18 protein-coding genes and 1 pseudogene are annotated in these 21850 nt (G+C 66.0%); 7 read left to right on the top strand and 12 right to left on the bottom strand.

Annotation, left to right across the window (positions count from 1 at the left end; translation table 11 throughout):
- Positions 1-149 precede the first annotated feature (149 nt).
- Positions 150-311, top strand: a complete 162-nt coding sequence (locus QFZ54_RS04675) for a hypothetical protein (protein ID WP_307084877.1) — start codon at positions 150-152, stop codon at positions 309-311.
- Positions 312-471: 160 nt separating this feature from the next.
- Entirely contained in the window at positions 472-732 is a 261-nt protein-coding gene (locus QFZ54_RS20355) for a DUF6440 family protein (RefSeq protein ID WP_373458442.1), read from the top strand.
- Between the two features lie 93 nt (positions 733-825).
- Here the strand turns inward: QFZ54_RS20355 and QFZ54_RS04670 are convergent, their stop codons facing one another.
- Positions 826-2019 (bottom strand): alkaline phosphatase, encoded by a 1194-nt coding sequence (locus tag QFZ54_RS04670; RefSeq protein ID WP_307084874.1) that lies wholly within the window; start codon positions 2017-2019, stop codon positions 826-828.
- 494 nt (positions 2020-2513) lie between these two features.
- Between QFZ54_RS04670 and QFZ54_RS04665 the strand changes: the two genes are divergently transcribed.
- Positions 2514-4685, top strand: a complete 2172-nt coding sequence (locus QFZ54_RS04665; RefSeq protein ID WP_307084873.1) for a TonB-dependent siderophore receptor — start codon at positions 2514-2516, stop codon at positions 4683-4685.
- Between the two features lie 205 nt (positions 4686-4890).
- On the opposite strand, the gene QFZ54_RS04660 is transcribed toward QFZ54_RS04665, so the two are convergent.
- From QFZ54_RS04660 to QFZ54_RS04620, 9 genes are all read right to left on the bottom strand, one after another.
- Positions 4891-5520 (bottom strand): DUF4198 domain-containing protein, encoded by a 630-nt coding sequence (locus tag QFZ54_RS04660; RefSeq protein WP_307084871.1) that lies wholly within the window; start codon positions 5518-5520, stop codon positions 4891-4893.
- Between the two features lie 14 nt (positions 5521-5534).
- Positions 5535-5816: a DUF3325 domain-containing protein gene (locus tag QFZ54_RS04655; RefSeq protein WP_307084868.1), complete on the bottom strand. Its 282-nt coding sequence runs from the start codon at positions 5814-5816 to the stop codon at positions 5535-5537.
- Positions 5813-7408, bottom strand: a complete 1596-nt coding sequence (locus QFZ54_RS04650; protein ID WP_307084866.1) for a PepSY-associated TM helix domain-containing protein — start codon at positions 7406-7408, stop codon at positions 5813-5815. Before QFZ54_RS04650 ends, QFZ54_RS04655 begins: the two co-directional genes overlap by 4 nt.
- Positions 7405-7719 (bottom strand): hypothetical protein, encoded by a 315-nt coding sequence (locus QFZ54_RS04645; protein WP_307084865.1) that lies wholly within the window; start codon positions 7717-7719, stop codon positions 7405-7407. The genes QFZ54_RS04650 and QFZ54_RS04645 overlap by 4 nt, the downstream gene beginning before the upstream one ends.
- Positions 7716-9980, bottom strand: a complete 2265-nt coding sequence (locus tag QFZ54_RS04640) for a TonB-dependent siderophore receptor (RefSeq protein ID WP_307084862.1) — start codon at positions 9978-9980, stop codon at positions 7716-7718. Before QFZ54_RS04640 ends, QFZ54_RS04645 begins: the two co-directional genes overlap by 4 nt.
- A gap of 125 nt (positions 9981-10105) precedes the next feature.
- Positions 10106-12328: a molybdopterin cofactor-binding domain-containing protein gene (locus QFZ54_RS04635; protein ID WP_307084860.1), complete on the bottom strand. Its 2223-nt coding sequence runs from the start codon at positions 12326-12328 to the stop codon at positions 10106-10108.
- Complete coding sequence (locus QFZ54_RS04630; RefSeq protein ID WP_307084858.1) at positions 12325-12816, bottom strand: (2Fe-2S)-binding protein; 492 nt, start codon at positions 12814-12816, stop codon at positions 12325-12327. Before QFZ54_RS04630 ends, QFZ54_RS04635 begins: the two co-directional genes overlap by 4 nt.
- Complete coding sequence (locus QFZ54_RS04625) at positions 12813-14099, bottom strand: cytochrome c (RefSeq protein WP_307084856.1); 1287 nt, start codon at positions 14097-14099, stop codon at positions 12813-12815. Before QFZ54_RS04625 ends, QFZ54_RS04630 begins: the two co-directional genes overlap by 4 nt.
- A gap of 19 nt (positions 14100-14118) precedes the next feature.
- Positions 14119-14442, bottom strand: coding sequence for a hypothetical protein (locus tag QFZ54_RS04620; protein ID WP_307084854.1), 324 nt, complete (start codon positions 14440-14442; stop codon positions 14119-14121).
- Positions 14443-14532: 90 nt separating this feature from the next.
- Between QFZ54_RS04620 and QFZ54_RS04615 the strand changes: the two genes are divergently transcribed.
- From QFZ54_RS04615 to QFZ54_RS04605, 3 genes are all read left to right on the top strand, one after another.
- Positions 14533-15195: a Fe2+-dependent dioxygenase gene (locus QFZ54_RS04615; protein ID WP_307084852.1), complete on the top strand. Its 663-nt coding sequence runs from the start codon at positions 14533-14535 to the stop codon at positions 15193-15195.
- Positions 15196-15346: 151 nt separating this feature from the next.
- A complete protein-coding gene (locus QFZ54_RS04610) occupies positions 15347-16045 on the top strand; it encodes an OmpW/AlkL family protein (RefSeq protein ID WP_307084850.1) in 699 nt (232 codons plus the stop codon).
- Positions 16046-16053: 8 nt separating this feature from the next.
- Positions 16054-16833, top strand: coding sequence for a sterol desaturase family protein (locus tag QFZ54_RS04605; protein WP_307084848.1), 780 nt, complete (start codon positions 16054-16056; stop codon positions 16831-16833).
- Positions 16834-16930: 97 nt separating this feature from the next.
- On the opposite strand, the pseudogene QFZ54_RS04600 reads toward QFZ54_RS04605, so the two are convergent.
- Positions 16931-17506, bottom strand: a pseudogene (locus QFZ54_RS04600) (ATP-binding cassette domain-containing protein); the annotation flags it as partial.
- A gap of 848 nt (positions 17507-18354) precedes the next feature.
- Entirely contained in the window at positions 18355-20142 is a 1788-nt protein-coding gene (locus QFZ54_RS04595; RefSeq protein ID WP_307084846.1) for an ABC transporter ATP-binding protein/permease, read from the bottom strand.
- A gap of 121 nt (positions 20143-20263) precedes the next feature.
- Between QFZ54_RS04595 and QFZ54_RS04590 the strand changes: the two genes are divergently transcribed.
- On the top strand, positions 20264-21847 hold the full coding sequence (locus QFZ54_RS04590) for a cytochrome ubiquinol oxidase subunit I (RefSeq protein ID WP_307084844.1): 1584 nt from the start codon (positions 20264-20266) through the stop codon (positions 21845-21847).
- The last annotated feature ends 3 nt before the right edge of the window (positions 21848-21850 follow it).

Below are 21850 nucleotides of genomic sequence, written 5' to 3'. Positions count from 1 at the left end.
CAAAGCTCGTCGCCCCTGATGTTACCAACGCCCACAGTTCAGCCACTAAACGCCGCAAACGGACGATTGGGCAAGTTCGACCGTTAGAGCGGATCGGCGATGTGGAACACCGCGCGATTTCGCCGGTTGCTGCGATGAGGAGAGCGATGATGACCGATGCGATCAAGCCGACCACGACCACCAAAAAACCGAACCTGTCGACGGAACACCAGAACGACGGGGATGCGAGACGCCCGAGCGATACGCTGAACAAGGATACGCCGAGCACCGAAGGGCAAAACGCTCCAAAACGGAAGTCTTCGCTCACCTAGAACCGGCGTATTCCAGAACACCGAAGACCGGGCGTATCCTGCCAGTGCATCGGCGGGATGCCCGCGTTGTCGTGTTCGCTTCGAACATGCTTGACGTCACGCCATATACGAATGAGCTTGGATCACAGCTCATGTCGACGTTGGTGGAGGCGGTAAGGCAATGCGACTTAATGCGGTTTGCTGTATCGCTGGTGCGATGTTGGTTTCAGGCTGTGACAAACTGAGCTCGTCATCACAATCCGCACCGATCAGGACAGTGACCGTCGAAGGCAATCTTCGGGGTAATCAATCGGGTGGCGAGGAGGTGCGCGTCTGGCGCGACCCGGAAACAGGGTGTCAGTATCTGCTTTGGGAGCGACGGCGACGGGGAGGTATAACTCCCCGCCTTACTATGGAGGGCCGCCCCATGTGCGGATCGTGATCCTCGCCAGTCACCGTCCAACAGAACGAACCCTGCACTATTTCCCTTCAGCGGCCGACATTCGGATTCGGCCGAGTTGCCGCGGCAATTAGTTCACTTGTCCGGCTTCCACCCGAATGCGCCCATCATGATATCGAACAAACGCGTATTGGTCAGGAAGCCCCGGACATTCTCCGATCCTGGACCGGAGGCAGCCGCGATGACCTCCTCGCCGGTGTGACCATCCTGAACGCTGATGATCTCGTTCGTGGCCGGCGTCGCACCTGGTTTTGCGGCTTCGGCAGCGAACTGCTCTGCGAGGGGCGTTCCGCGCTTGCCGCCGCCCATGCGCAGGCCGAAGCTGTGATCGGCGGTGAATAGGATCAGCGTGTCCTTGCCCGCGATTGCGCTGACGCGGCGGATCATGTCGTCCATCTCGATGACGTGGCGCAGCCCCTTCTTGGGATCGTCGGTGTGCATGTCCCACTCGACCATCAGGAAATAGCCCTTGGGGTTGCGCGCGAGCTGGCCGATCGTCGCCTCGACCGCGGGAAGCGGCGCGAAATCGGTGTCGCGCAGGACAACCGCTCGGTTCGCCTGCCGGACGAGCGCGGGATCCTCACCGAAACGGTAGCCGGCGGTAGTAAAGGCCTGGTCGGCGGTGGTCTGGCGAGCGCCGAACGATGCGATGGCATCCGCGCGCCCCTTGCCGATCAGGATGTCGACGCCGTTGCCGAAGCGCGGCGCTAGCATCTGACGGAAGATATCGTCCTTGTCCTTGCGCGACGCGACATGCGCGTAGGTCGCCGCCGGGGTGGCGTCCCAGATGTTCATGTTGGTGACGACGCCGGTGGAAAGCCCGTATTGCTCGGCATATTCGAGCAGCGTCTTCACCGGCGTCACGCCACCACCCTGCGCATCGGGGACGACCGAGACCATCGCATTGTTGGTTTTGCGCCCTGTCATGATCGCGGTCATTCCCGCGCCGGAATCGGTAACCCAGTTGTTCAGCGACGAGGTATCGGACAGCGCGACATTGGGCATCGACTGAATGAACAGCGACTGCGCGCGATCGTTGGCGAGGATCCCCGCGGCATTGATCGTGGACACGCCGCCGGCGTCGCCCAGGAACACGATGACGTTGCGCGCGCGCTTCGCCGGTTCCTTGACCTGCGCGTCGGTAGCGGCGGGGCTTATTATCATGGCGCACCCGGCCATAAGCCCACCGATCGCCAGGCCAGTGCGACGGATACGCGCTGCGGCAGTTAGCTGACCGGCACGCCGAAGCTTCACCAGATTGGTCTTCATGTAATGTGTCCTCGTTCAATAGCGAAAGATCTGGCTACGGAGTAACGGCCGATGTTGGAGCCGCCGTCCGCCTCCGTCCTGTGTGTTTTCAAAGCTTGAGACGGCGGTTCAGCGGAAGATGACGGGATAACTTCCTAGGCTTGCGCGAGGACGTGAAAGCCTCCGCCAGCACCAATGAAATGCGTGCACCAAGAACGCACGTAACTCCTGCATTATACGACGACGTCCGACCCTTTATGGCAGACCGGCTTCCTTAATTGGGTTTCGTGGCAGGAGAGTTACGGTTTCGGGTCAGTCCGGTGGCACCGGCGCTCGTCGGCCCGATTAGCGAAACCAATGCTGCCAGCGATGTGACACCGAGGCGTTCGATGACGGGCGCGCCACGCGACCCGCTCAGATCCTGCCTGAGCCGCCAAGCTTGCTGCTGTTGATAGTGACTTGCATTAGGCATTGAGACCATTCATGAGGCCGCGAAAGGTTCCTGGGGAAAACGAATGTCCGCCTTACTCGCTGTTATGATGACCGCAGCCAATCCAAACGCGGCGCCGGTCGCCCTGCCCGATCCCGTCGCCGACCCCGCGCAACGGACGAGCCAGTCGAACGACGAGATCGTCGTCACCGGCGCGCGGACCGAGGGTAGCAGCGACTACACGATCCCCGGCCAGACCACCGCGACGCGCCTCAACCTGACGCTGCGCCAGACACCGCAGTCGGTCAGCGTCGTCACGCGCGCGCAGATCGAGGATTTCCAGCTCAACGACGTCAACACGCTGCTTGCCACGGTACCGGGCATCAACGTGCAAGCCGGCGAGACCGACCGCGTCTATTTCTCCGCCCGCGGCTTCGACATCCAGACGTTCCAGGTCGACGGCATCGGCGTGCCGTTCGCGTTCGGCATCCAGACCGGCTCGATCGACACCGCCTTCTACGATCATATCGAAGTCGTACGCGGCGCGCCCGGCCTGCTATCCTCGACCGGCAACCCGTCGGCGGTGGTCAACTTCATCCGCAAGCGTCCGACCAAGGATCTTCAGTTGCGCGCGAGCGGACAATATGGCTCGTTCGATCAATATCGCGGCGAGGCCGATGTGAGCGTGCCGATCACCAAGGACGGCAGCGTCCGCGCGCGCGCAGTCGGCGCGTATCAGGACGGTGACAGCCATCTCGACCGCTACGGCCTGCGCCGCTGGGTCGGTTACGGTATCGTCGAGGCGGATCTGGGTGCCAACACCACGGTCAGCGCAGGTTACGGCCATCAGGACCACAAGAGCCGCGGCGCGATGTGGGGCGCGATCCCGATCACCTACAGCGACGGCACGCCGCTGGACTTCGCACGCTCGTCGAACGTCGCCCCCGACTGGTCGAGCTGGAATGTCATCGATCGCCAGATCTTCGGCGACATCACGCACCGCTTCGGCAACGGCTGGGTCGCCCGCGCCAGCGCGATCCGTCGCGCAACTGATGAAAACAACACGCTGTTCTACGTTTACGGCAACCCGCTGCGGAACGACGCGGACGGCATCGGTATCGATCCCGCGACCGGCTTCCAGGTCGGGATCCAGAGCTACCCCGGCAAGTTCCGTGCAACCACGCGCAACCTGACGATGGAGGCCTATATCGCCGGTCCCGTGACGTTCCTGGGTCGCGAGCACGAGATCAACATCGGCGTGAACCGCAGCGCGCAGGAATATATCCAGCAGTCGAGCTACGACGACAGCACGATCGGGACGTACCTACCCTATCCCGACCTGTTCGCCGGCAACTTCCCGCTGCCCAACTTCCCGACGGAGTTCTCCAGTGCGCCGGCTTCGAGCCAGAACACGCACACACGACGAGAGACGGCCTATGGCCTCATTCGCTTCAACCCTGGCGACGCGGTGAAGGTGATGTTCGGCGGCAACGTGACCCATGCCAAGAGCACGGGCTTCTCCTACGGCACGAACACCGATTTCGATGCCACCCGCTTCCTGCCCTTTGCGGGCGCGACGGTCGACGTGACGCGCAACCTCAGCGTCTACGGCAGCTACGCGACGATCTTCAATCCGCAGAACCAACTGCTCGATCTCAACCGGCGCATCATCGATCCGATCGAGGGTGAAAACCTCGAACTGGGGATCAAGGGCGACTGGTTCGCCGGCCGGTTGAACGCGACGGTCGCGGTGTTCAAGACGAGACAGAACAACACCGCCGAGGCGGCGGGCATCGTCGTCGAGAACAACGTCACCCGCACCTATTATGTCGGGATCGACGCACAGTCGGAAGGCGTCGAGATCGACGTCGGCGGCCAGATCGCACCGGGTCTGCAGATGACCGGCGGCTACACGGTCATGCGGATCGAGGATCCCGAGGGCAACCCGGTGCGCCGCTATGTCGCGCGCAATACCGGACGGCTGAATCTCAGCTATACGTTGCCGATGCTGCCCGCCCTCAAGCTGGGCGCTGCCGCGCAGTACCAGAGCCGCATCATCTCGCCGACCGGGCTGGGCCGGCAGGGCAACTACGCATTGTTCGACCTGCTGGCGGCGTACAGCATCACGCCGCAGATCTCCGCTGCGGTCAATCTTCGCAACGTCACCAACACGAAGTACCTGACTGCGACGAATTTCGACGGCGGCTATTACGGCGCCCCGCGCTCGGTGATGGGTACGATCAGCGTACGGTACTGAGGGCTGCGCGATCACGGGGCGAGGAACGCACGGATCTAGGTCCAGGCGTTCCTCGCTCCCGCGCGTCGAGTGGCAAAACTTATTGATGGGCTCAGCGGAGAACCATCTTCGCCAGTCTATACTTACATGCTCGCTAGGCCATGCTCGCTAGTCCGGCGCCGATGTCGGCACCCACAGCCGATCAAAGTTCTACGGCCTCACGCTCTCAGCGTGCGACGTACGAGGTGGTCGTGATCCGGTACACGGTCTGTGCGACGCCGCCCGGGAGCGAGACAGGACCGTCTTCCTTCTTGCTGGCGACGAGAAGATAGCGTCCCGGCTTGGCGGCACCCGTATCGAGCACCCCGGCAGCATCGGTCGTCAGGTCGGTCTTCGAACGATCGGGCGCGTACAGCGCGACGGTTGCGCCTACCACCGGCTTGCCGTCGCGCGTCAGTATGAAGCGCGAAGCGTTCGCCGTGACCGGGGCGAGTTCGAACGGCAGCTTGGCCAGCGGCTCGGCGCGGCCGGCACGCGCGTAATAGACCACGCCTTCCTTCTTCCCGTCCTGGCCCCAAGGCGCGAACACCGAATCGTCCGAGGCCCGCACGTCGCCGGCCGGCACTTTCGCTTCGAGGAACCCTGCGCGTCGCGCCAGGACCGCGTTTGGCTGCGCAAGTATCCGCGGCGCCTTCAGCTTGGCGAATTCGGGATCGCCGCCGGCGGGCATCGCCTCGCCCGGCTCTCCCAGATAGATGCGCGCGGGGCCGGTGCCATCGCGTTCGATCCAGATTTCGTGCGCGGATGCGGTCGAGGGGAGGCAGAAAATAAATGCTGCGATCAGGGGGAAACGCATAATCGAAGTCCTTTCTAGCGTCGCGCGTCGCGTACGGGGATGAAGTTGAGGGCGAGGAAGGCGATCCCGGCCCCCGCCATGATCGCGCCCACCCACAGGATCGGCCCGAAGATCCACCCTCGGGCGAGCATTGCGGGGAGCACGCTGGCAATCAGCGCAAGCCAGCCGCCGGTCCGCAACGTCCTACGCCGTTTGGCCTGAGGACACGCGCCGAACCGGCGGCGATGGTGCGCGTCGGTGGCGAGGCCGAGCAGCACGAACGCCGCGGTTGCGAGCAGGAGCGACAGGACGCTCATTCGGCGGGCTCCAGAACCTTGAAGGCGGTGACGGCCCTGGGGTTGCGCACGTGCCTGGCAACAGGGCGATGGCGCGAGACGCGGCGGGCGAGCAGTAGGAAGGCGAGCCCGAACACCATGATCGTCGCGTCGATGCCCGCGATCATCAGGTCGCCGATCGCCAGCGACGCGAACAATCCGCGATCGGTCGCGACGACATCGTATATCGGCAACACGACCAGCAGCACGCCGGTCGCCGCGAACAGCAACCACCAGGCCCTTGCCGGCTTGACGACGAACGCCATCAGCGCGGCCACCGCCCAGGCGATGAACAGCGCATGCATCTCCCAGTCGGCCCGCGCGCGCATCGTTACCGGCAGCAGGCGGTTCGCCCAGAAGAAGCACGCTATCCCGAGCGGGAAGCCACCGATCACCGCGACGTTGAGCCACTCGACCAGGCGAAATCCGATATGCGGCCGGGTCGGATCGGGCAGGCGTTCGCGGCGCTTGACGGTCCAGAGCACAAGGCCACTCGCGACCATCAGCGTCCCGGCGATCCCGCACAGGAAATACAGCCAGCGGCCACCGTCGCCTGCGAACCGTCCGGCATGCAGGCCGATCATCGCACCCGCGGTCTCGGCAGCGGCGCCCGGTGGCGGCGAGCGCCAGACGAGGCGTCCCGTCACGCCGTCATAGGTCAACCGCGGCGTCCGCGACGACAGCATCGAATTGGCGCTCTGGCTGACCGATACGCGCGCGGCGGCGTCACCGGGATCGCTGACTTCGATGAAGCTGGCAGGCGCACCGAGCCGGCGTTCGGCATCGGCTGCGATCAGCCGCAAGTCGATCAGCGGCGCGGCACGGCCAATCCGCTCGACCACCGCGGCGGTCGGGAACAGCGTGGCGAACACCGTGCGCTCGTCGGTATAATTGGCGACGACCGCCCACGGCATCAGCAACGCCATCAGCGTGACGAGCCCGGTATACGTGATCATCAGGTGGAACGGCAGCGCCAGCACCGCAGTCGCGTTATGCCCATCGAGCCACGATCGCTGCCCCTTGGCGCGCCGCAACGTGAAGAAATCCTTGAAGATCTTCTTGTGCGTGACGATCCCGCTGACGATCGCGACCAGCATCATCATGGTCGCGAACCCGACCAGCCACCGCGCCCAGATCACCGGCATGTAATGGAGGTCGAAATGGAACCGGTAGAAGAACTCCCCGCCCCGCGTCTCGCGCGCTTGGGCGACCTGTCCGTCGGCACCGATCAGCGCTTGGGTGTCGCGCCGCCCGCGCCGCCCGCCCCGTCCGCGCTCTTCACCGTGCTTCGGCTGCGGTACCCAGAAGACTTGGGCACCGGGCGATCGTTCGGTCGCCACCGGGATGATCCAGCTTTTCGCGTCGGGCGCTTTCCTCGCGAGAAACGCCTGCGACCCCGCCAGCACGCGCATCGGCTGTTCGACGCGTGCGATCTCCGGCCGCATCCAGCGGTTGAGACCCTCGCGCCAGAACGCGATCGTCCCCGCGACGAACACGAGGAACAGGATCCAGCCGAGCAGCAGACCGGACCAGGTGTGCAGGAACGCCTGCGACTGTCGAAGGCCCTTGCTCATAACCGCCCCGTCGCGTCGATCGACACCCATGCGATCACGGCCGCGACACCCGATGCGACGACCTGCGTCCAGATCGCCCGCCAGCCGCTACGCGCCGCGAACGCCCACATCGCCGCGATCGCGCACAAGACTAACGCGATCAGTGCGGCGGTGACGCTCGCCTCGGCACGATCGCCGGGCAGCAGCCGCGCGATCGCCATCGCCCACAGGCTTGCCGTCGCATAGCCGAGCGGCACCGCCGCGACGACACGCAGCGCGATGTCGCCACGACGCGCCCAGCGGGCGCGGGCATGCGCGTCACCAGCCGTCATTCGAAGCTGTACCGAAGCGTCGCGAACGCGGTGCGCGGGCTGCCATAATAATTGCCGCGACCGGTTGCGGCGATGCGGGCGTAGTAGCTCTTGTCGAGCACGTTGGCGACGTTGACCGAGACACCCAGCCGCTCGCTGAACTTGTAGCCCGCGCGCAGATCGAGCACCGCATAGCTCGGCTGGCGGACGATCGTGGAGCGTGTGCGCAACGTACCGTCGGTGTTGAACACCGCCGCATTGCCGCCGAAGGTCGAACTGAACCAGGTCACGCTGCCACCGAGGCTTGCGCCCGCCAGCGGCCCGTCGACCGGCGCATAATTTGTGAACGCCTTGATCATGTGCTCGGGCACGATCGGCACCAGCGACAATCCTTCGAACGCGACGTTCTGGTCCTCCAGATACTTGGTCTTGGTATAGGTGTAACCGCCGTTGATCCGCCAGCCCGGCAGGATCTCGCCGGTCGCCTCGGCCTCGATACCGCGCGAGCGGACCTTGCCGGTCTGCAGCACGACGGTCGCGATGTCCGGATCGTTGAACAGCCGGTTGGTCTGCGTGATCTGGTACGCCGCCGCCGACAGTAGCAGGCGGTCGTTCATCAGCGAGAGCTTGGTTCCCGCCTCATATTGCGCACCGATCAGGGGCTCGATCTGCTGCCCGTCAGGACGTGCCCGCCCGACCGGTGCCGCCTGCGGCGTGAAGCTGTCGGCATAGCTCGCATAGAGGTTGAGTTGCGACGTCACGTCCCAGACGATCCCGGCATAGGGCGTGAAGCGGTTGTCGACTCCGTAGCGCGTCGACGGCGGCAGAACACCGCTCGGCGTCAGCAACGTGGTCGTCGTGGTATCCCACCACGTTACGCGGCCGCCACCGACCAGCGTAAGGCCGGCGACGGGGCTCAGCCGCATCTGCCCGTAGATGCCGTATTGCTCGACGTCGGTGGAGGTACCGCCATAGACCTGCGTCGCGCATTCGGCCGGGTTTTGCGGCGGCGTGCACCTGCCGAGCGTACCTTGGACCGGATAAGGAGGCGAGGCGCCGTACGGGTTCAGCGGCGGTTCGAACGGTGACACCGGATTATACACGTCGATCCGCGCATAGTTGGACAATCGCGTGTTGTACGACGTCCCCGAACTCGCCTGGTAATCGGTGCCGAGGATCAGCGTCTGGTCGCGTCCGAACAGCGGAAAGCTGCCGATGCCGTTGAAGTCGAACGATCGCGTCTGCTGTTTGCTGTCGCCGCGATAGGCGATGTGGCTGGTCGAACCGTTGGTCGCCGTGACCGGCTGGTTGCCGATATAGCTGTAGATGTCGACGCGATCGACATCGGTGAACAGCCCGGTCGCGCGCAACGTCCACCGATCGCTGACCTTGTGCGTCAGTTCGGCAAACCCGGTCCAGGTCTCGGCATTGAACCGGTTCCAGTCGGCGCCGAGATAGGTCGATCGCTTGACGTCGAGCAACTGCCCGTCGCTGCCGTCCAGGCCGCCGATGATACCGGGCAGGCCCGACTGCACAGCTGGACGGAAGCGATCGTAATAGCCGCCGACCGTCAGCGTCGTGCGATCGCCGATCTCCAGCGAACCGACCGCGAACCCGCCGATCCGGTTGCGGTGCGCGGTATCGAAGAACTGGTCCTGGTCCTGCGCCATCGCGCCGGCACGAAGCCCAGCCTTGGTCCCGATCGGAGTCGAGACGTCGAGTTCGAACCGCATATTGTCATAGCTGCCGGCACCCGCGCTCGCCTGCATCCTGAACGCGTCGAGGGGTCGCTTGCGCACCATGTTGATGCTGCCGGCCGGGTTGCCGGAACCGCTGAACAGTCCAGCAGGGCCACGGAGCACCTCCAGCCGGTCGTAGAAGAACAGGTCCGGCACGGCGGATGGGAAGTTGAACGCGAAGCTGGGGACGCCGTCGATCAGGTAATTCGAGATCGCGAACCCGCGCGAGAAGAAGGACGGGTCCTCGCTGCCGACGCCGTTGACGGTAATGCCGTTGGTCGCGGTCAGCGCGTCCTCCAGCGTGAACAAATTCTGCGCCTCGATCTGCTCGCGATCGATCACGGTGATGGTGTTCGGCGTGTCCTTGAGCGGCGTCACGGTCTTGCCGACCTCGCGACCGTAGCTCTTGCCGAGGACCATGATCTCGTCGGTTCTCTGAGCGTCGTTCGAGGTATCAGATGCTTCGACCTTGGGGCTTTCGGCTAGGGTCGAAGGCGACCCGATCAATGCCGCGCTAGCCAGTAATATACTCGTCAAACTCATACTGAACCCCCGTTGATGAGGGGGCTCTAAATCAATCGCTTTTGCGAGTCACTATCAATCTAACGCTTTTGTCATAATCCGTGTCGCCGTTTAGCAAAGGAATGCCACGCGGTCGACCGTGGCGGTTACACCTGCAAGGACATCTGACCTATCAACGGCATACTCCTCGGCCTTACCTCCGTGGCCGAGGCGAGGGCATTTGCCAGCGCGGCTGCGGTCGGACCCTGGGCGCACTCGCCCGTCCCCAGAAACGGCGTGCCCGGACGGTCGATGACGTCGACCGTCACGCTGCGCGGTGCATTGTCGAACCGGAGTATGGGATAGGTGCTCCAGTCGTAATCGGTCCGGCGCGCACCGTCATGCCCCGCCGCCTCGAACGCGGTCCAGCTTAGCGACTGGACGATCCCGCCTTCGACCTGATTGCGAATGCCGTCTGGGTTGACCGCCTCGCCGCTGTCCACGGCAGCGACCGCACGGTGGACGATGAGCCGCCCCTCGTCGGGGATACGCTCGATATCGAGCGCGACGGCGCAATAGGCGCCGTGGTTCTTGTAGCGCGCAAAGGCAAAGCCTCGCCCGCGATTGGGTTGTGGTCGGTATCCTTCCCAACCGAACCGCCTTGCCGCCTGCCTGATCACCGCTGCGGCACGCGGATCGTCGAGGTGCGCCAGCCGGAACGCGACCGGATCACGCCCCGCTGCGGCCGCCAGTTCGTCCATGAAGCTTTCGAGCGCGAAGATGTTGAGGTGCGCGCCGAGCCCCCGCAAGGCCGAGACGCGCACCGGCATGTCAGGCAGGAAGTGGCTGACGATGGTCTGGTTGGGAAAGCGATAGAGCGGAATGGCGTTACGGTCGCCGCCGCCATTCGGCTGCGGGATCGGTTTGGGTGGCGTCGGCGTGAAGGGCGGCACCATCTCGGCGCCAGCGAGCAGGTCGCCTGCCGCCGTTGGGCGGGTGCTGTGCGTGTTGCTCCACACCTGATGCCGCCAATCGACGATCCGCCCCGACGCGTCCAGTGCCGCGTCGATCTGCGCAAGCATCGCCGGTCCCAGCGGTTCCCAGCCATGTTCCTGCTCGCGGCTCCATTGCAGCCGGACGGGCACGCCGGGCATCGCGCGGGCGATCAGCGCAACGTCGCCGGCGACATCGTCCGCGCCGTTATGCCCGTAGCACCCTGCTCCTTCGCGGTGGACGCACCGGACGCTGTCGGCCGGCATCGCGAGCAGTTCGGCGATCGCCTGGCGCAGCGGTTCGACACCCTGGCTATGCGTCCAGACCGTCAGTCGGCCCTCCTCGAAAAGCGCCACGGCACAGGATGGTCCTATCGCGCCGTGCATCAGATAAGGGCGGTCGTAGCGCGCCGACAGCCGCTGGATGCCGCGCGCCGCGGGATCGTCGCGACGCGTGTCGATCACCTGGCTTTCACGGCGCATGGTCAACAGTCCCGCCGGCATGGGCGGTAGTGCCGGCACTGCAACATCGCGCGCCCAGCGGCCACGATTGGCGACCCGAAGCGCCTGCTCGAGCGGCCATTCGCGCGGCCCAATGATCGCGGCGAACTGGCCGACCCTAATGACTTTGCTAACGCCCGATTGCCGACGCAGCGCGGCAAGGTCGGGCGTCAGTCGCGTGCCGGACGATGGGCCGCGCAACACGCGCGCATGCACCATGCCGGGCAGCGTCATGTCCTGCACATAGCTCGGCAAGCCGGTCAGCTTTGCGGGCAGGTCGACGCGCGGCACCGACCGCCCGATCAGTCGTCGCGCCTCCCGACGCTTTCGCGGCACGTCGGTGCGCGCACGCACCGCGAGCGATGTCGATGCGGCAAGCTCGCCATAGGTCGCGCGCCGTCCCTTCCCGTCCAGCACAGCGCCGTCACGGGTGAACAACGTAGTTGCGGTCACGCCCCACTGCGCCGCTGCGGTCTCGGCGAGCAACAGCCGGACGTTGGCGGCGGCGTTGGCGATCGCGGTGCCGCTTTGTTCGAGCGTCTGGCTACCCGCAGTCACGCCCTCGTTGGGTGTCAGCCTGGTATCGGCAGTAATCAGATCGACGCGTTCGATCGCCACGTCGAGTTCGTCGGCGGCCAATTGCGCCATCGCGGTCTTCACGCCGGTCCCGAGTTCGACTTTGCCCGTAAACACCGTCACGCGCCCATCCGGTGCGATGCGGATCCAGGCGTCGAGACCGGGAAACTTGGCCAATGTTCCCGGCAGATCGGGCGCGACCGTCGGGGGTCCGCCACTGCCTTCGCCGCCGCCGGTCTGTGCCAGCGCGGTAGCCGGCGCGAGCGAGAATGCAACCAGCAGCCCGCCCAGCACATCGCGACGTGACGCCTGCCCGCTCATGTCACGGGTTCCGCGGCATCGACCACCCCGCCGCCGCGCATCACTGCCGCGCGCCGCACCGCGCGCAAAATCCGCATGTGGGTTCCGCATCGACAGAGCGACGGCGCCATCGCCGTCCGCATCTCGTCTTCGGTCGGCGTGGTCGTCTTGCGCAGCAGGCCTTCCGCGCGCGCCATCATCCCGGGGATGCAATAGCCGCATTGCGCCGCCTGCTCGTGGAGGAAGGCACGCTGGACGTCGCCGGGTCTGGCGGCAGTCCCCAGCCCTTCGACCGTGGTGACCCTGCGCGTCCCGATCGCACCGACGGGCATCAGGCAGGAGAAGACTGGACGATCGTCGACCAGCACGGTGCAGGCCCCACACTGCCCCAGGCCGCATCCGAACTTTGCAGCATGGAGATGAAGATCGTCGCGAAGGACGTAGAGCAGCGGGGTAGCGGGATCGACATCGACACGCGCCGCCGCCCCGTTGACGGTTAAGTCGATCATTCGCCCTCCTCGCGCGCCTTGGCGACGTCTCTTTCCAGGTCTTTCCAGGCTGGACCGGTGCCGTGTCGTGGCTGCAGATACGCCACGATCTCCGCCACCTGACGGTCGTTGAGCGCATCGGCATAGGCCGGCATATAAGGCCCGCGCGCAGAAACCGGCGGACGCAGCCCCTGCAGGATGATCTGGATCGTGTCGCGGGGGTTGTCCTCGTGCAGCGGCGTGCCGAGCGGCAAGGCCGGACGCCCCGCAACCATCATCGCCGCACCCGGCTCGTGACACACCGCGCAGGCACCGTCGTACAGACGCGCACCAACCGGATGCCGCTGCGATGCCGATGCCCGACGATCGGGAAGCGGCGGCTCGACGCGCGCGGCCGACGCGTCGCGCATTTGCCACGCGTAATAGGTTGCGAGCGCTCGCACATCCGCCGGCGCAGCGCGCGCTAGGTTGTACGTGACCGGCCCCATCGGCCCGGCGGCTGCGGCGTGTGCGGTACTGAGCCCGGTGCGGAAATACGTATCGAGCCGGTCCACGGTCCATGCCCGAACTGCCGGGGATCGCGCGTTGATCGGAGGGGCATACCAGCCACCCGACCACCCGCCATCATAGGCCTCGGGACCACGCTTCTCCTGCTGCAGCAGGCCGCGCGGACTGTGGCAGGCGGTGCAATGCGCCAACGTCTCGCCGATATAGCGCCCCCTGTTCCACGCGGCCGACTGGCGAGGATCGGACGCGATCGGCTGCGGTCGGAAGAAGAACAGCTTCCAGCCGGCCAGTAGGGGTCGAAACCCGAGCGGCGGGATCATCGTATTGGCCGGCGGCACCGCACGCACCGCTGGCCGGGTCATCAGGAACGCGTACAGCGCGGCCAGGTCGCTATCCGTGACGCTCGCATAATGGGTGTACGGAAAAGCTGGATACAGATGACTGCCGTCGCGCCCCACACCCTCGCGCATCGCACGGTTGAAAGCAGCCGGTGACCATTGCCCGATCCCGGTTTCAGGATCGGGTGTGATGTTGCTGCCGTAGACTGTCCCCAACGGCGTCTTGACCGGGTACCCGCCCGCATAAGGACGCCCACCCGCCGACTGGTGGCAACTGACGCAATTCCCCAAACGAGCCAGATTGGCCCCGCGCGCGACCACCGCGGTGTCAAACAGCCTGGGATCGGGCCGCGTCACGACCGCGATCGCCGGCCGGTAGGCGATGATCGCAAAGACCACGCATGCGCAAAGCACCAACGCGATCGCCATGACCGTGCGCGTGATCCCAGATCGGCTCATCCTCGTCTATGTCCTTGGATCAGCGTTCGCCCTCGCCTTCACCTTCGCCGCCTTCGCCACGTTCGTTTTTGCCGCCCTCGTACTCGCCTTCGCCACGCTGGCCGGCATGCTGTTGCGCGGCGCGGGCGCGGCGGGGGTTGCGGACGACATGCCGCGACTTGGACGAGCGGACGATCTGACGACCTTCGCCTTCACCCTCGCCCTCGCCGCGCTCGTTCTCACCGCCTTCGCCGACCTGATCGACCGAAGACGCCAGCGGATTGGCCGCCGCTTCGGTCAGCATCGCCTCGCCAGATTGCGCGACCACGAAGGCGCCGACGCCCATCCACAATTTCGTACGCATGGTATTTCCTTACTGGCCAAGGCGTTGGTCGCCCGGGATCGAACTGATAGGGCGCGCATCCAACCACATGTCGATGCCACGAGACTCCCTATGCTGATTATGATCGCCAACGTTCTGGATGCCGACAATCTCCAATCGCTGCGAGATAATCTCGGCAAGACGCGCTATGTCGACGGGCGCCGGACCGCCGGTCGCGAAGCGCGGCCGGTCAAGCGCAACGAACAGGTCGACCGCAGCGACCCGCTGCTCGCCGAGATGCAGGACCTCGTGATCGACCGGCTGCTGGCGAACCCGCTGTTCCGGATGGCGACACGGCCGCACGTCGTGCGCCCCCCGCTGTTCAGCCGCTACGAGCCCGGCATGGCCTATGGCAGCCATGTCGACGACGCGATCATGGGTGGGATGCGAACCGACATTTCGGTCACGATCTTCCTGTCCGAGCCCGACACGTACGAAGGCGGCGAACTGGTCATCGAATCCGCGGCGGGCGAACAGGACGTGAAGCTGGCGGCGGGCGATGCCGTGGTCTATCCGACGACCGCGCTGCACCGGGTCGCCCCGGTCGTCTCCGGCGAACGGCTGGCCGCCGTCACCTGGGTTCGCAGCCTGATCCGCGATGCCGACGCCCGCGAGCTGTTGTTCGATCTTGAAACCGCGCGGCACGCCCTGTTCGAACGCCTCGGCAAGACTCCCGAGCTGGACCTGCTGGCAAAGACCCAGTCGAACCTGTTGAGGCGCTGGGCCGAAGATTGAGCAGCGCTGGACGGTAGGTCCCCACGGTCGCGCAATCGTCGGCGGCCTGCACGACGTGTTTGACCGCGATCAACCCGCTCCTTGTCCGCGATCAACGCCCGTGCCGAGCGGCGCGCGTAGCTCGGCCGCATTGGATTACAGGAGCCGGACCATGACATCGTCGATCAAGAATTTCGCCATCGGTGCGGCAATTGCGGGTATGGCCGTGGCGGCCCCGGCGGTTGCGCAGACCGAGCCGGCACCCCGCCAGGGCATCGCCGCCGGCGACGTCCTGATCCGCGTCCGCACGATTCTGGTCGCACCGAACGAAAAGTCCGGCAGCATCCTGCCCGCCTTTCCCGGCGAACGGGTCAGCGTCGACAACAGCGTCATGCCCGAGGTGGACGTTACCTATATGGCGACCGATCACATCGGTTTCGAGCTGATCGCCTCGACCACCAAGCACCACGCTGACGGCCGGACCGGCACGACCGGCTCGATCGGCAAGCTGGCCTCGACCTGGGTATTGCCGCCGACGCTGACCGCGCAATATCATCTGAACCCGACGGGCAAGGTTCGGCCCTATGTCGGTGCGGGGCTGAACTACACGATCTTCTGGAACGAGAAGGCGTCGGACGGCCTCGTCGCGGCGGTCGGATCGACCGGCGTTCGCATGAAGGACAGCTTCGGCTGGGCGGCGCAGGCCGGCGTCGATATCGACATCACGCCGAAAGTGTTCCTGAACCTCGACGTCAAATACATCGACATCGACACGACCGCGCGGCTGCGGACGGCGGCGGCCGGTACGCAGCGGGTCGCGATCAGTCTCGACCCGCTGGTCTTCGGCGTCGGGCTCGGCATCAGGCTTTGACGAACGGCATGTCAGAGCGAACGGCGCCGTTCTGGCGCCGCTCGCATCACCTCGACCGCATGACGTTGCGCGAGTTGGTGATCGCGTATCTCCAGCATCACGCGATTCTCGCCTATGTGGCGCTGGTCGCGACGGCAGTCGGCGTTTTCGCGTGGCGTCCGGCGGAGGTGGTGCCGACCGTGGCGACGATCGCGCTGGTCGTGCTCGCTTATCCGCTGATATGGTACGCGCTGCACAGCTGGGTGTTGCACTCGCAGTGGATGTTCAAGACGCCGTTGCTGGCGGGCGTGTGGAAGCGGATCCATTACGATCATCACCGCGACCCCAATCATCTGGAGGTGCTGTTCGGCGCGCTCTACACGACGGTCCCGACGCTGCTGCTGGTCGCCGCGGTGCCGGGCTGGCTGATCGGCGAGGTCGGCGGCGCGGCGGCGGGGTTCGCGACCGGTCTGCTGTGCACCTGCGTCTACGAGTTCTTTCACTGCATCCAGCATCTCTCGTACAAGCCACGGATCAAATGGCTGGCGGTCATGAAGGCACGCCACATGGAGCATCATTTCCATGACGAGACGGGCAATTTCGGGATCACGAACTTCGCCTGGGATCGCGTGTTCGGGACGCTCTATCGGCGGGTCGAGCGGCCGGCGAAGAGTCCGACGGTCTTCAATCTCGGCTATACCGACGCGGTCGCGGTACGGTATCCGTGGGTAGCGCGACGATCGCATCCGACGCCGGCGCGACCGCGAGTTGCCGATCGCAGAGCGCGACCATCGCCGGACGGTGGCTGACCATCACGAGCCCCTGCCCTGTCCTGGCGAGCCGGGCGGACAAGCGTTCGGCGACACGCCGCTCGGTAGCGGAATCAAGCCCCTCGGTCGGTTCGTCGAGCAACAGCCACGGCGCGGGGGCGAGATAGGCCCGCGCCAGTGCCAGCCGCCGCCGCTCCCCGCCCGAGAGACGCACGCCGTGTTCGCCGATCCAGCTATCGAGGCCGTCGGGCAACGCCTCGACCACGTCGGCCAGTGCGACGTCGGCGAGCGCCGCCCACATGACCGCATCGTCGGCCAGTGGATCGCCGAGCGCGAGGGTGTCGCGGATCGTACCGGCCAACAGCGCGGCGTCCTGGGGGGCCCATCCGAACGTCGCGCGACGGACGGCGAGCGGAACGTCGGCGATGTCCTTGCCGTCGATGAAGGCCGTACCGGGTTCGATCGTTCGCAAGCCGAGCAGGCTTTCCACGAGCGTTGTCTTGCCCGTCCCCGACGCGCCGATCATTGCAATCCGCGTGCCGATTGGTAGGAATGTGCCGAGCAGCTCGATCGACGGAGCGGTTCCGCTCACGGCCGTTTCGCCCTCTTCGACGACGCCGGGCAGCAGGTCGTTCAGTCGCGCTGCAGCCTCGCGCACCGCGCTCCGTTGCGCGAAGCTGCGCAAGACCGGCCCCGCCCCGTCGATCGTCATCACCGCCGCCAGCGCGCACAAGGCTGCGATCGGTGCGCCTTCGGGTGCCGCCAGGATCAGCGCCGCTAGGCCCGCCACACCAAGAGCGACCGCCTGGACGAACTCGAACCAGCCCGCGACACCAGCTTGCGCGCGTTGCGCGTCCGCGAGACGCACGCTGCACGCGTCGACCGCAGCCACAGCCTGGGCCTCGACGCCATAGCAGCGGAGTTCTGCGGCGGCGTCCGCAACACTGGCAAACGCGTCCTTCAACGCTCCGTTCGCCCGCTGGACCTTGTGCCCGGGTGCTTCGAGGCGTCGGGCAAGGAAGGCTGCGACCACCAACAAGCCGGCCAGGCACAGCAATAGCGCCACCACCGGCCGCCACCCGCCCAAGACACACAATAGCAAGCCGCTCGCGAGCGCCGCGATCATGCCGGGCACCGCCGAGAGCCGGACGAATTGCGCCTCGACGACGTTCACGTCCTGGACGATGCGCGCGGTCGCTTCACCCTGGGTCAGCGCCAGCGCATGGTCTGCGGGGCCCCGCGCGAGACCGAGGAACAGCGCGGGACGGATGCGGGCGAGCGCGCCGAACGCCGCGTCGTGGCTGGCGAGCCGTTCGCCATAGCGTCCGGCGGTGCGAAGGATCGCGAGCAGGGGGATGCCCGCGCTCGGCAGCATGTAGTTGAAGCCCTGCGCGGCGACCGTCCCGACAAGGCCGGCAAGCGCGGCGGCGGTGATGAACCAGCCGGACAGCCCGAGCAGCACGATAGAGGCTATCGCGACGACCGCGGCATATCCGCTCGCGCGCCAGAGGCCACGGCGTTGCCGGCGACGCTCCCCGGCGATCAGCGTGTCGAACGCGGTCATGCCCGCTCCCCCAGGTCGATGACGACGTCGGCGATCGCGGCCAGCCGTGCGCTGTGCGTGGCGATGATCGTGGTGCGCCCGACACAGGCACGCGCGATTGCTGCAATCAGCTGCACTTCGGAAGCAGCGTCGAGATGCGCGGTAGGCTCGTCGAGCAACAGCACGGGCGCCGGCTTCAACAGTGCGCGGGCAAGCGCGATCCGGCGTCGTTCTCCCCCCGACAAGCCACTGCCACGCACATCGATCACCGCGCCCAACCCTCCGCGGGCGAGCAGCATAGGCGACAGCCCGGCGGTACGCGCCACCTCGGCGATCCGCTCGGCCGATGCGGTCGGGTCGGCGAGTGCTATGTTCGAACCGATCGTCCCCGGCAGGATTAGCGGCGACTGCCCCATCCACGCGGCGATCGGCGCGATGCTGCCGATCTGTGCGAGCCCCAGCACCGCCTCTTCCCCCCTTCCTAGAAGGGAGGGGTTGGGGGTGGGTAGGCCAGCTCGTGTAACTACCGTTCGATCATACGGAAGCCGACCCACCCCCGACCCCTCCCTTTCAGGGAGGGGGGAAAGAGTGCCGATCGTGACACGTCCCTCGGACAAGGGCGCCAGACCGAGCAGCAGATGCAATACGCTGCTCTTGCCGCTCCCGGAGGGTCCGACCAATGCGACGATCATACCCGGCTGGGCTTCGAATGAGACGTCGGACACCGCCGCGCGGTCCTGGCCGTCATAGCGGATCGCAACGGACTCGAAACGGATCGTCGGCGCCGCGCAGGACCAGATGGGCACGACCGGCGGAGGCACGGCCTTGGCCTGCTCGACGTCCGCCAGTCGTTCGGCCGCCGTCTCCGCAGCTTGCCGATCGTGATACGCCGCCGCCAGCCGCCGCATCGGCGCGTAGAATTCGGGGGCCAGCGCCAGCACGAAGAACGCACGACCAAGATCGAGTTTTTCGGGCACCGGAAACGGCAACAGGCCCAGCAGATTGAAACCGGCATATACCGCGACCACCGCAACCGATAGCGCAGCGAAGAACTCCAGCGCCCCCGACGACAGGAACGCGACGCGGAGCACGCGCATCGTGCGCCTTGCAAGGTCCTCCGAAGCATCGCCGAGCGCAGCAGCCTCGCGCGCCTCCGCGCGAAAGGCCAGCACGATCGGCAACGCCCCGATCCGGTCCGCGAACAGTCCCGACAACCGGGCCAGCGCGACGAACTGACGGCGTGATGCATCCGCCGCCGCGCCGCCTGCGAGGATCATCGCCGCCAAAAACGGAAAGAACGTCGCCACCAGGATCGCCGCCGCGATTGGGCTGGCGATGGCGGTAGCGGCGAGCACGATCAGCGGCGCGGCCGACGCCGCCATCCGCGCGGGTAGGAAGCGCGCGACATAGCCGTCGACCGCATCGACCTCGTCCACCGCGGCGCTCATCAGCGTGCCGGTCGTGGCCTCCGATCCCGGTGCGCGGTGAAGCGCGGCGTCCACGATTCGTTGCCGCAACCGCGTCTTCGCCCGGTATGCCCCGCTTGCGCCGACGTGGGCCGCCAACATCGCGGACGCACCGCGCCCGATCGCCGATACGCCGGCGAGCATCACCCAAGGCAACATCGCCTCGATACCCTGCGGAACCGCGACCACTCCGCCGGCCAGCCCGGCCGCGAAACCGATCGCCGCAACCGTATCGAGCAACAGCAAGCTGGTCGAAAGCCGAACCCCGCCGCCGTCCGCAACGATCGTGTTCAGATAGGCGCGAGAGACGCGCGCGCGGTCCTTGACAATACTACTCATGCCCATTGCCATCGGGGGAGCGGCCATGCGCGTCTTTGACCGCGGTCAATGTTCGCGCCGCCGCCGGGGCCTAGCCCGGCATCCAGACAGGGCCGTCGACGGCACTGTGGGGAGCTTAATCATGGACCTTGGGGTCATCGATCTGTCGCGGCTGCAATTCGCGCTGACCGCCCTGTACCATTTCCTGTTCGTACCGCTGACGCTCGGGCTGTCGATGATGCTGGTCATCATGGAAGCCGTGTACGTGATGACGAACCGGCCGATCTGGCGGGTCATCACGCGGTTCTGGGGCCGGATCTTCGCGATCAACTTCGTACTGGGCGTCGCCACCGGGCTGACGATGGAATTCCAGTTCGGTACCAACTGGTCGTATTTCTCGCATTATGTCGGCGACATCTTCGGCGCGCCGCTCGCGATCGAGGGGCTGATGGCGTTCTTCCTCGAGGCGACGTTCGTCGGGCTGATGTTCTTCGGCTGGGAGCGCCTGTCGAAGCTCGGCCATCTGACGGTCACGTGCATGGTCGCGCTCGGCACCAATTTGTCGGCGCTGTGGATCCTCGTCGCGAACGGCTGGATGCAGAACCCGACCGGCGCGGAGTTCAACACCGACACGATGCGGATGGAGGTCAGCGATTTCGGCGCGGTGCTGTTCAACCCGATCGCTCAGGCGAAATTCGTCCACACCGTCAGCGCGGGCTATGTCTGCGCCTCGGTCGTGGTGCTCGGCATCTCGGCCTTCTGGCTGCTGAAGGGCCGCTACACCGCGGTCGCCCGCCGTTCGATGACCGTCGCCGCAGCATTCGGGCTCGCCGGATCGCTGTCGGTTGTCGTGCTCGGCGACGAGAGCGGCTACGCGCTGACCGACAACCAGAAGATGAAGCTCGCCGCGATCGAGGCCGCGTGGCACACCGCCCCCGCCCCCGCCGGGCTGACGCTGTTCGGCTTGCCCGACGTCGCCGCGCACGAGACGCGGTACGAGGTGCAGGTGCCCTGGGTACTCGGCCTGATCGCGACGCGCAGCCTCGACAAGGAGGTGACGGGAATGTCCGAACTGGTGCTGAAGGCGCAGGAGCGAATCACCTCGGGCGTCATCGCCTATGACGCGGTCGAGCATCTCAAGATCGACCGCACCGACGTCGCGCAGCGTGCCCGGTTTGAGGCGCACAAGCGCGACCTCGGCTATGCTTTGCTCCTGAAGCGCCACGTCGCCGATCCCCGGATGGCGAGCCCACAACTGATCGCCGCGACCGCATGGGACGTGGTGCCGAACGTGCCGCTGATGTTCTGGAGCTTCCGGATCATGGCGTTCATCGGCTTCTTCATGATCGCGCTCTTCGGTGCCGCGTTCGTCCTGACCTCGCTCAGGCTGCACACGCAGACGCGCTGGTTCCTCAAGCTCGCGGTCATCGCGATCCCGCTGCCATGGATCGCGATCGAGTTGGGCTGGATGCTTGCCGAGATCGGTCGCCAGCCCTGGGCGATCGAAGGCGTCCTCCCGACCTTCCTCGCGGCTTCGTCGCTGACCCGCGGGGTGCTGTGGACGACCATCATCGGCTTCACCGCGATCTACGGCACGCTGGCGGTGATCGAGGTGCGGCTGATCCTCGCGACGATCCGAAAAGGGCCGTTCGAGCATGACGAGGATCCGAAGCCCGTCGCCGGCCTCGTTCCCACGACGCCTCCCATTCTCCCCCTGGCCGCCTGACAG

It is taken from the genome of Sphingomonas faeni, from assembly GCF_030817315.1.
In the GTDB taxonomy this organism is placed as follows: domain Bacteria; phylum Pseudomonadota; class Alphaproteobacteria; order Sphingomonadales; family Sphingomonadaceae; genus Sphingomonas; species Sphingomonas faeni_C.
This window is presented reverse-complemented; position numbering and strand designations above follow the sequence as displayed.

Bases quoted from the DNA above. Each gene is read 5' to 3' on its own strand.
- QFZ54_RS04590 (WP_307084844.1), top strand. From the start codon at position 20,264: ATGGACCTTGGGGTCATCGATCTGTCGCGGCTGCAATTCGCGCTGACC.
- QFZ54_RS04625 (WP_307084856.1), bottom strand. From the start codon at position 14,099: ATGAGCCGATCTGGGATCACGCGCACGGTCATGGCGATCGCGTTGGTG.
- QFZ54_RS04635 (WP_307084860.1), bottom strand. From the start codon at position 12,328: ATGAGCGGGCAGGCGTCACGTCGCGATGTGCTGGGCGGGCTGCTGGTT.
- QFZ54_RS04665 (WP_307084873.1), top strand. From the start codon at position 2,514: ATGTCCGCCTTACTCGCTGTTATGATGACCGCAGCCAATCCAAACGCG.
- QFZ54_RS04610 (WP_307084850.1), top strand. From the start codon at position 15,347: ATGACATCGTCGATCAAGAATTTCGCCATCGGTGCGGCAATTGCGGGT.
- QFZ54_RS04630 (WP_307084858.1), bottom strand. From the start codon at position 12,816: ATGATCGACTTAACCGTCAACGGGGCGGCGGCGCGTGTCGATGTCGAT.
- QFZ54_RS04605 (WP_307084848.1), top strand. From the start codon at position 16,054: ATGTCAGAGCGAACGGCGCCGTTCTGGCGCCGCTCGCATCACCTCGAC.
- QFZ54_RS04655 (WP_307084868.1), bottom strand. From the start codon at position 5,816: ATGAGCGTCCTGTCGCTCCTGCTCGCAACCGCGGCGTTCGTGCTGCTC.
- QFZ54_RS04640 (WP_307084862.1), bottom strand. From the start codon at position 9,980: ATGAGTTTGACGAGTATATTACTGGCTAGCGCGGCATTGATCGGGTCG.
- QFZ54_RS04620 (WP_307084854.1), bottom strand. From the start codon at position 14,442: ATGCGTACGAAATTGTGGATGGGCGTCGGCGCCTTCGTGGTCGCGCAA.
- QFZ54_RS04615 (WP_307084852.1), top strand. From the start codon at position 14,533: ATGCTGATTATGATCGCCAACGTTCTGGATGCCGACAATCTCCAATCG.
- QFZ54_RS04675 (WP_307084877.1), top strand. From the start codon at position 150: ATGACCGATGCGATCAAGCCGACCACGACCACCAAAAAACCGAACCTG.
- QFZ54_RS04650 (WP_307084866.1), bottom strand. From the start codon at position 7,408: ATGAGCAAGGGCCTTCGACAGTCGCAGGCGTTCCTGCACACCTGGTCC.
- QFZ54_RS04595 (WP_307084846.1), bottom strand. From the start codon at position 20,142: ATGAGTAGTATTGTCAAGGACCGCGCGCGCGTCTCTCGCGCCTATCTG.
- QFZ54_RS20355 (WP_373458442.1), top strand. From the start codon at position 472: ATGCGACTTAATGCGGTTTGCTGTATCGCTGGTGCGATGTTGGTTTCA.
- QFZ54_RS04670 (WP_307084874.1), bottom strand. From the start codon at position 2,019: ATGAAGACCAATCTGGTGAAGCTTCGGCGTGCCGGTCAGCTAACTGCC.
- QFZ54_RS04645 (WP_307084865.1), bottom strand. From the start codon at position 7,719: ATGACGGCTGGTGACGCGCATGCCCGCGCCCGCTGGGCGCGTCGTGGC.
- QFZ54_RS04660 (WP_307084871.1), bottom strand. From the start codon at position 5,520: ATGCGTTTCCCCCTGATCGCAGCATTTATTTTCTGCCTCCCCTCGACC.